Source organism: Bacteroides sp. 1001302B_160321_D4 (genome assembly GCF_015667765.1).
GTDB classification, from domain to species: Bacteria; Bacteroidota; Bacteroidia; order Bacteroidales; family Bacteroidaceae; genus Bacteroides; species Bacteroides xylanisolvens.
This window is the reverse complement of record NZ_JADPLO010000050.1, coordinates 41,313-51,707: the sequence shown is the minus strand read 5'-3', so window position 1 is coordinate 51,707 and position 10,395 is coordinate 41,313. Positions and strand designations below refer to the sequence as shown.

General features: G+C 43.0%; 6 protein-coding genes. 1 reads left to right on the top strand and 5 read right to left on the bottom strand.

The features are described 5' to 3' along the window. The first annotated feature begins 82 nt into the window (after positions 1-82). Complete coding sequence (locus KFO40_RS18220; RefSeq protein WP_049702581.1) at positions 83-373, top strand: helix-turn-helix transcriptional regulator; 291 nt, start codon at positions 83-85, stop codon at positions 371-373. A gap of 94 nt (positions 374-467) precedes the next feature. Here KFO40_RS18220 and KFO40_RS18215 read toward each other — a convergent pair whose 3' ends face one another. The 5 genes from KFO40_RS18215 to glmS all read right to left on the bottom strand — a co-directional run bounded on the left by KFO40_RS18215 (position 468) and on the right by glmS (position 10,042). After that, positions 468-1,514: a mannose-1-phosphate guanylyltransferase gene (locus tag KFO40_RS18215; protein ID WP_032839530.1), complete on the bottom strand. Its 1,047-nt coding sequence runs from the start codon at positions 1,512-1,514 to the stop codon at positions 468-470. A gap of 205 nt (positions 1,515-1,719) precedes the next feature. After that, the gene (gene carB / locus KFO40_RS18210) at positions 1,720-4,947 is read right to left on the bottom strand and encodes a carbamoyl-phosphate synthase (glutamine-hydrolyzing) large subunit (protein WP_074910657.1); all 3,228 of its coding nucleotides are present in this window, start codon (positions 4,945-4,947) and stop codon (positions 1,720-1,722) included. 73 nt (positions 4,948-5,020) lie between these two features. After that, positions 5,021-6,154 (bottom strand): glutamine-hydrolyzing carbamoyl-phosphate synthase small subunit, encoded by a 1,134-nt coding sequence (gene carA / locus KFO40_RS18205; RefSeq protein WP_007752280.1) that lies wholly within the window; start codon positions 6,152-6,154, stop codon positions 5,021-5,023. A 27-nt stretch (positions 6,155-6,181) separates the two neighbouring features. Continuing rightward, the gene (locus KFO40_RS18200; protein WP_008022839.1) at positions 6,182-8,065 is read right to left on the bottom strand and encodes an amidophosphoribosyltransferase; all 1,884 of its coding nucleotides are present in this window, start codon (positions 8,063-8,065) and stop codon (positions 6,182-6,184) included. A 132-nt stretch (positions 8,066-8,197) separates the two neighbouring features. Then, positions 8,198-10,042, bottom strand: a complete 1,845-nt coding sequence (gene glmS, locus KFO40_RS18195; protein ID WP_004315736.1) for a glutamine--fructose-6-phosphate transaminase (isomerizing) — start codon at positions 10,040-10,042, stop codon at positions 8,198-8,200. Between the last annotated feature and the right edge of the window lie 353 nt (positions 10,043-10,395).

The following is a 10,395-nucleotide window of genomic DNA, read 5'->3' as shown; positions in this document are numbered from 1 at the left end:
TCCGATCTCCACCAGAAGAAATAAAAAGAGCAGAACGGCTTATGACCGACTATTATAAAGAAAAAGAAAAGGAGATTTTAGAATGAATACAAAGACATTAGACCAAATTAAAAATGAGTATTACGGTGAAGTTGGAGCACCGGAACGAGACAGGCTTGAGCGAGAACTTGAGGCTTTGCGCATTGGCTTTAAGATACGAAGTGCCAGAGAAAAATTAGAGATGACACAAGCAGAGCTTGCAAGTCGCATTGACAAGAAACGTACATTCATATCAAAAGTTGAAAACGATGGAGAAAATATTACTCTCAAAACATTATTTGATATTGTAGAACGTGGACTTGGTGGAAAATTAAATATCGAAGTGCAATTATAAAAATAATGCCGGAGTGCTTAACTCCGGCTTTCAATTGAATATCAAACGAATGACAGGAATGACACCACACGAATATCAGCAAACGAAATAATCTTTATTTCGAGAACTCTTTAATCCGTTGTTCCTCTTCCAATTTACAAATCAGTAATGTATTATCTTTCTCCGCGATGATATATCCATCCAGTCCTTGAACGACAACTCGTTTTTCTTCGCTGGCATGCACAATACAATTCTTACTGTCATACAAACGTATATCGGTTCCTACAGTAGCATTTCCCGATTTATCCTGTGGCAAAAGACCGCGAAGTGCTCCCCATGTGCCTAAATCCGACCAGCCGAAAGAAGCCGGTAACACGTAAATCGCTTCTGCTTTTTCCATCACCGCATAGTCGATAGAAATACTTTCGCAAGTCGGGAATAACTTTTTGATTGTTTCATTTTCTTTTTCCGTATAGAAATCCGGGAAAATACGGTCAAAAATCTGTGCGATACCCGGAGCATATACACGCATCACGGAAGTGATAGTACGCACGTTCCACACAAAGATTCCCGCATTCCAGAAGTAATTACCTTCCGCCAAATACTTTTCAGCTGTCTCTTTATCGGGTTTTTCCTTGAATGCGTCTACTGTATAAATTTCTTTATCTGTTTGAAGCTGGTTGGCAGCAGCAATATATCCGTAGCCTGTCTCCGGACGAGTCGGCCGAATACCTATTGTGACAATAGCACTGCTATCATCCGTAAAACGAAGTGCTTTCTCCATCACTCTACGGAACTCGCCCGTATCGATGACTAATGCATCCGAAGGAGTTACTACAATATTAGCACGGGGATGCTTCTTTTTGATTTTCCAGCAAGCAAACGCGATACAAGGTGCAGTATTTCGTGCACAAGGTTCCGCTAAAATATTACTTTCCGGGATTTCCGGCAACTGCTCCCGAACAATATCAATGTATTTTTCAGAAGTTACCACCCACATATTTTCCCTGGGGCAAACACCATCAAAACGGTCTGCCGTCAATTGAATCAGTGACCGGCCACATCCCATTACATCAATAAATTGTTTAGGACATTCCGGAGTGCTCATCGGCCAGAAACGGCTCCCTATGCCACCAGCCATTATTACAACATGATTATCCATACCTATCATCCTCCTGTAAAAAAAAATATTATTTAAATAAGCGCGCAAGTTACATTAAAATGTCCAAAACAGCAAATAAAGACCAAGAGTATTTAATTTTCCAACTGAATAATCGAAAAATTGTATTTCTACAATAATAGACAAAGGCCGCTCTCGAATAATAAGAACGACCTTTGTCTTTTCATTTCAATAGAATATAATCATCTTATTTATATTCTGCCCAGCTCTTGATAGCTATATCATCCACACTCATTGTACAGAAAGCATTGATAAATGCACTAGCCAGACGAGCGTTCGTAATCAATGGTACATTCAAATCAATGGCAGCACGACGGATTTTATACCCATTACTTAATTCTCCGGCAGTCAAGTTCTTCGGTATATTGACTACCATATCTATTTCCTTACTATGAAGCATCTCCAACGCCTGCGGATGTCCCTCTTCACTCGGCCAATAAACATGAGTACTCTCAATACCGCTCTCGGCAAGCGCTTTATGTGTACCGCCCGTCGCAAAGAGTTTATATCCCTTATTCACCAACATACGGGCTGCATCCATCATATCGGCTTTCTGCTTCATGGTACCTGTAGAAAGCAGGATATTCTTCTTCGGAATACGATAGCCTACAGAAAGCATTGCTTTTAATACGGCACAAGAAGTATCCATACCGATACAACCTACTTCACCGGTGGAAGCCATATCTACTCCCAACACCGGGTCGGCTTTCTGCAAACGGTTGAAGGAGAATTGGGAAGCCTTGATTCCCACATAGTCCAGTTCGAAAAGATTCTTTTCCGGTTTTTCGACAGGCAGGCCAAGCATAACTTTGGTTGCCAGTTCAATAAAGTTGATCTTCAGTACCTTGCTGACAAATGGGAAAGAACGACTAGCACGCAAGTTACATTCAATCACCTTAATATCATTGTCTTTTGCCAGATACTGAATATTAAACGGACCGGAAATATTCAAAGCCTTGGCAATCTCACGGCTGATACGTTTGATACGACGAACAGTTTCTACATATAGCTTCTGTGGCGGGAACTGAATAGTCGCGTCACCGGAGTGTACTCCTGCAAATTCGATATGCTCACTAATAGCGTATGCCACAATCTCGCCATTCTGCGCCACGGCATCCATTTCTACTTCCTTGGCATGTTCAATAAACTGACTTACTACTACCGGATGTTTTTTCGAGACATTGGCTGCCAGTTTCAGGAAACGTTCCAGTTCTTCCTGATTGGAACAAACATTCATTGCAGCTCCCGAAAGCACGTATGACGGACGGACAAGTACAGGAAAACCTACTTCTTCAACAAACTCCTGAATGTCATCCATAGATGTTAATTCACGCCAACGGGGCTGATCCACACCGATACGGTCGAGCATAGCAGAGAATTTCTCACGGTCTTCAGCGTTGTCAATGCTCTTGGCACTTGTGCCAAGGATATTGATATGCTGTGCATCCAAACGCAAAGCCAAGTTATTCGGAATCTGACCACCGGTAGATACAATTACCCCATGCGGATTCTCCAGTTCCAGAATATCCATCACACGTTCAAAAGTCAATTCGTCGAAGTACAAGCGATCGCACATATCGTAGTCCGTAGATACAGTTTCAGGATTATAATTAATCATCACGCTGCGCCATCCTTCTTTACGAATAGTATTCAAAGCCTGCACACCGCACCAGTCAAATTCTACGGAAGAACCGATACGATAAGCACCGGACCCCAATACGACAATGGATTTATGGTCGCCCAAGTAATGAACATCATTTGCCACACCGCTATAAGTAAGATACAGATAATTGGTTTGTGCCGGATATTCGGCTGCCAAAGTATCGATCTGCTTCACTACCGGAAGAATACCCGCCTCTTTACGATGTTTGCGAACATAAAGAATACCATCCTCCATATCACCTTCGTAGCCGATGGCACGGGCAACCTGGAAATCAGAGAAACCTTGAACCTTGGCTTTTCGAAGCAGTTCGTTTGGCAAATCGGCTATTTGTTTGTGATTATTTCCCCAGCTATGCAGTTCTTCGGAGGTCTGCATGATATTCATCAATTTCTGAAGGAACCATTTATCAATCTTAGTCAGTTCGTGTACCTGATCGATGGTGTAGCCGGCACGAAAAGCCTTCGAGATAACAAAAATACGTTTATCAGTCGGTTCGCGCAAAGCCTTGTCGATGTCGGAAATAACTAGCTCCTTGTTTTCTACAAATCCGTGCATTCCCTGCCCGATCATGCGGAGCCCTTTCTGGATAGCTTCTTCAAAAGTGCGACCGATAGCCATCACCTCACCGACAGATTTCATAGAAGATCCCAATTCTTTATCTACACCGTGGAATTTACCCAAATCCCAACGTGGAATCTTACATACAACATAATCCAGTGCCGGTTCGAAGAAAGCAGAAGTAGTCTTTGTTACAGAGTTCTTCAGGTCGAAGAGTCCATAACCCAGTCCCAATTTGGCCGCAACGAAAGCCAGCGGATAACCCGTTGCCTTAGATGCCAAAGCCGATGAACGGGAAAGACGGGCATTTACTTCAATCACCCGATAATCTTCGGATTCGGGGTCGAAGGCATATTGTACATTACATTCGCCCACAATACCGATGTGGCGGATGATACGTATTGCCAGTTCCCGAAGTTTATGATATTCTTTGTTCGTAAGCGTTTGTGACGGAGCAATAACGATAGATTCACCGGTATGAATACCCAGCGGGTCGAAGTTTTCCATATTACAAACGGTGATACAGTTGTCGAAACGGTCACGTACCACTTCATATTCCACTTCTTTCCAACCACGAAGTGATTTTTCCACCAATACCTGCGGAGAGAAAGAGAACGCTTTTTCTACAAGAATATCCAGCTGCTCTTCGTTATCACAGAAGCCGGAGCCCAAACCACCCAATGCATACGCCGCGCGGACAATAACCGGATAACCCAGTTCTTTTGCTGCGCGACGCGCAGCTTCCACATTTTCTACGGCTTCACTCTTAATGGTCTTTACATTGATTTCATTCAATTTCTGAACGAAAAGTTCACGATCCTCGGTATCCATAATGGCTTGTACCGGAGTACCAAGAACTTTTACATTATATTTTTCAAGAATACCTTCCTTATACAATGCCACTCCACAGTTCAAGGCTGTCTGACCACCGAACGCCAGCATAATACCTTCCGGTTTTTCTTTCTGAATCACTTTCTCTACGAAATACGGAGTCACCGGGAGGAAGTAGATTTGATCCGCCACTCCTTCGGACGTCTGTACCGTAGCAATATTAGGATTGATAAGAATCGTTTCAATGCCTTCTTCTTTCAAGGCTTTGAGTGCCTGCGAACCGGAATAGTCAAACTCACCGGCCTCACCGATCTTCAGGGCACCGGAACCCAACAACAATACTTTCTTTATATTTTCTTTCATTGATTCTACTTTCTGGTTCACCACAGATTACACAGATTAACACAGATTTTTTATAATCCGTGATGAATATGGGTTATAATAGTTTTACAAATTCGTCGAACAGGAATTCCGTATCCGTAGGTCCACTTGCTGCTTCCGGATGGAATTGTGCAGAAAACCAAGGGTTTCTTTTATGCTTGATTCCTTCGTTAGAGCCATCATTCATATTAATAAATAACGGTTCCCAATCTGCACTCAACGTATTATTGTCTACGGCATAACCGTGATTTTGCGAAGTGATGAAGCAACGTTCAGTGCCTACCATACGCACCGGTTGGTTATGGCTACGGTGACCGTATTTCAATTTATAAATCTTGGCTCCTCCCGCTTTCGAAAGCAGTTGGTTACCCATGCAGATTCCGAAAATAGGCAGTTTCTCATTTGCCATCGCCTTGCGGATATTCTGCACCGCAGCATCACAGGTATCCGGATCCCCCGGTCCGTTAGAAATAAACAGTCCGTCAAATTCGAGTCCGTTATAATCATAATCCCAAGGTACACGGATCACCTCTACATTACGTTTCAGCAGACAACGAATGATATTAGTCTTCACACCGCAATCTACCAGAACAACTTTTTTTAATGAAGAATGAGGAATGAAGAATGAAGAATTAGCTGCGCTGTGGCTGCTTGTTCCACTAGGGAAATAATGAATAATTTCTTTACAGGAAACCTGGTCTACATAGTTTATATCGCTATAAGACGGAAATTCTTCATTCTTCATTCTTAATTCTTCATTTTCAAATACTATTTTCCCCATCATTACTCCATGTTCACGAAGAACTTTCGTCAACTCGCGTGTGTCAATGCCCGTGATACCAGGAACCTTTTCGCGTTTCAACCAGTCACCGAGGCTCTCCACAGCGTTCCAGTGGCTGTATTCATAAGAATAGTCACTTACGATAATCGCTTCCGCGTGGATCTTCTCACTTTCCATGAAAGTGGCAAGTCCATTCGGCTCGATAGTAAAAGGAGGAACACCGTAGTTACCTACCAAAGGATAGGTAAGCGTCATCAACTGTCCGGCGTATGAAGGGTCAGTGAGGCTCTCCGGGTATCCGGTCATGGCAGTATTAAACACTACTTCGCCCGCCACCGGCTTCTCGTAGCCAAACGACTTACCGGAAAACCGGCTCCCGTCGTCAAGGATTAATGTCACATTTCTCATTCTTATTATTGAATCGTTGTATGGTTGTTAGAATTGATACATTTGTTCTATATAGTCGATGAACGCCCGGTTCACCATTTTCACACCACCCGGTGTAGGGTAGTTACCGCTAAAATACCAGTCGCCTTTATGATGCGGACAAGCCTCGTGCAATCCCTCCAACGGTTGATAGACGATTTCCACTTTCGCCTTGGTTCCCTTGGGTGTCAGCAGTTCCACCATTTTGGCAGAGATTTCCTCATCAGTGAACGGAGCATAAATGTCTTTCACATAGTTTACCATCTGCTCTTTCGGCAGTCCTACCTGCTCTTTCGATTTACGGTAGGCGGCCGCAATCACATCTTTCATATCCCGTTCCTTTAAAAGTTCGACAGCAGCCCTGAAGGCGATAAACTCGCTCATCTTTGCCATATCAATACCGTAATAGTCAGGATAACGCACCTGCGGAGAAGAAGATACAATGACAATCTTCTTCGGACCGAGACGGTCGAGAATACCGATAATACTTTGTTTCAGCGTAGTGCCACGCACAATGCTGTCATCGATAATCACCAGATTATCAACACCGGGTACAAGACTTCCGTATGTAATATCATACACATGGGCAGCCAAATCATTACGACTGTTTCCTTCGGCGATGAACGTACGGAGCTTAATATCCTTGATTGCCACCTTTTCGCTGCGAATACGACGGGAAAGAATAACTTCCAATTCCTCCATATTCGGGTTATGCCCCAATGCAGCGATCTGCTGCACTTTCTCCTCATTCAAGTAATCATCCAGTCCCTGCAACATTCCGTAGAAAGCAACCTCCGCAGTGTTGGGAATAAAAGAGAAGACCGTATGATCGATGTCATTATTGATTGCTTTCAGTATTTTCGGAACCAACTTTTCGCCCAGCCGTTTCCTTTCTTTATAAATATCGACGTCACTGCCACGGGAGAAATAGATACGTTCGAAGGAACAAGCCTGATTTTCACGCGGCTTATTGATTTGCGAAGTACGTATCTTACCCTCTTTGCTAATCAGCAATGCCTGCCCCGGTTGCAGTTCCTTGATTTCCTCAAACGGAACATTCAAAGCTGTCTGGATAACCGGACGTTCGGAAGCAAGAACAGCTATCTCGTCATCCTGATACCAAAATGCAGGCCGGATGCCCCACGGGTCACGGATAGCGAAAGATTCACCGCTTCCGGTCAATCCGCAAATAACATACCCCCCATCCCATTCGCGACTGGAAGTACGCAGTACGTTTGCCAAATCAATATGTTCTTCTATATAATGCGTGATGCCCATGCCCGTAAGCCCTTCGGCTTCGGCAAGATTGAATACACGCTCCACTTCACGGTCAAGACGGTGTCCCACCTGTTCCAACATGATATATGTATCGGCATATTTACGCGGATGCTGGCCAATGGCAGTGATACGGGCAAATATTTCGTCCACATTCGTCATATTGAAATTTCCGCAAAGAGCGAGATTCTTGGCACGCCAGTTATTTCTTCTTAAGAATGGATGCACGTATGAGATTCCGGATTTTCCCGTAGTGGAATAACGAAGATGCCCCATATATACTTCCCCGGCAAAAGGCAGAACTCGTTTGGCATACGCAGCATCATGCAACTGTTCGGGAGTGAGCTCCTTAAAATTGTTTTGAACATTTTCAAAAATCTCCGTAATAGCTCCGGAGCCTAAAGCACGTTCACGAAACATATATTCTTCACCCGGATTTGCTTCCAGTTTCACACATGCCAGTCCCGCACCTTCCTGTCCACGGTTATGTTGTTTCTCCATCAACAGGTAGAGCTTATTAAGACCGTACATCCATGTTCCGTACTTTTTCTCGTAATACTCCAACGGTTTAAGCAAGCGTATCATGGCAACGCCACATTCATGTTTCAATTGTTCCATCTATACTATTTACGATTTGACGATTTACTATTTACGATTTAAATTACCACCTGCCAATCAAACAACTTACTATCTATCATTGATTCTTCAATCGTAAATCGTAAATAGTAAATTGTCTAATTGTAAATCACATTACTCCACCGTTACCGACTTCGCCAGATTTCTCGGCTGGTCTACATCCATCCCCTTACATACCGCAATGTGATAAGCAAGAAGTTGGAGAGGTACCGTAGTTATTAACGGATCGAGACACTCTATTGTTTCAGGAAGTTCGATACTACAATCGGCAATCTTGCTGATAACCGTATCTCCCTTCGTAACGAACGCAATCACTTTTCCCTTCCTCGCCTTGATCTCCTGAATATTACTTAGCACTTTTTCGTACAGTCCATTCTGCGTAGCAATCACCACTACCGGCATTTCCGCGTCAATCAAGGCAATCGGTCCGTGCTTCATCTCGGCAGCCGGATAACCTTCGGCGTGAATATACGATATTTCTTTCAATTTCAATGCACCTTCCAAGGCAACAGGATAACTATATCCGCGTCCCAGGTAAATAAAGTTATGCGCATACGTGAAAGTTTTCGATAATTCCGCCAGGGTATCATTCAGTTTCAGCACTTCTTTCATCTTCTCCGGAATATGATTTAATTCCTGTACTATTGAAAGATAATGCCGTTCGTCAATTGTTCCTTTCGCTTTGGCAAGCGTCAATGCCAGCATTGCCAACACAGTGACCTGTCCGGTAAACGCTTTGGTGGAAGCGACTCCGATTTCCGGACCTACGTGGATATACGAACCGGTGTGAGTGGCACGGGGAATAGAAGACCCGATAGCATTGCAAATACCATATATAAATGCTCCGCGGCTTTTTGCCAATTCCACAGCAGCCAAAGTATCCGCAGTCTCACCGCTTTGGGAGATTGCTATCACTACATCCTGTCCGTCAATCACCGGATCACGGTAACGGAATTCGGAAGCATACTCCACTTCCACCGGTATGCGGCAGAAACTTTCAATCAGATGTTTTCCAATCAGTCCGGCATGCCAGGAAGTTCCGCAGGCAACAATAATAAACCGCTTGGCATTCAGTAGCTTTTCCCGATGATCGATCACAGCGGAAAGTACCACATTGTCTGCTTCCACATTGATACGTCCGCGCATACAATCATGAATACAATCGGGCTGTTCGAAAATCTCTTTCAACATAAAATGCGGATATCCCCCTTTTTCCAGCTGGCCGAGATTAAGCTCCACCTTTTTAATTTCAGGTGTCATTTCAACATTACTCAAGTTAACCACCTTCAATTCTTTTCCCAGATGGAGAACAGCAATTTCTCCGTCTTCCAGATAAACCACCTTATCTGTATATTCTACAATCGGAGTGGCATCCGAAGCAAGGAAGAACTCGTCCGCTCCAATCCCCACTACCAGCGGGCTGCTCTTACGGGCAGCAATAATCTCATCGGGATGCTCTTTATCAAGAATCGCAATCGCATAGGCACCAATCACTTCTCCCAACGCCAATTGAACGGCTGTCAACAAACTGACTTGATTAGTGACTTTCATGTATTCTATTAATTGAACAAGGACTTCGGTATCTGTACTACTTTTAAAAATATAGCCTTTGGCTTGAAGTTTTTCTTTGAGAACGGCGTAGTTTTCAATAATACCGTTATGAATGAGAGCGAGCTTTTCGGAAGAAGAGTAATGAGGGTGGGCGTTAGCGGAACAAGGTTCCCCGTGAGTAGCCCAACGAGTATGGGCAATTCCGATTGTACCGGAAATATCTTTTTGTGTGACGAAATTTTCAAGATCGGAGACTTTTCCTTTCGTCTTATACACATTTAACTGTCGGTCATCACTGATGATTGCTACCCCCGCGCTATCATATCCACGATACTCCAGTCGCTTCAGCCCTTTTATAAGGATAGGGTAGGCTTTTCGTTTACCAATATAGCCTACTATTCCACACATATTATGATATTTTTATTTCGACTGCAAATATACACATTACAAATAACATAAAGACAACAAAAAGCATATTTATTTGACAGAAACGCATAAAAAAGTTGTAAACACATCAAAAAGTTAAATAATATATTATTTTTAGCTCAAAAAGAAACAAATTACAATTAACTCACCATTAACCTAAAAGAGCTAACAAATTAAAAGTAAATATCCTTCTTTTAATTACAAATTAGAAGAAGACAGGCTCTTCTTTTAATTTCGCGTTACAGAAAACTTGTATTTTACTGTCATTTTGAAATTAAACCACTAACTTTGCCGAACAAATTGACACTTCAATTAGGTATTATCATACAATAAAG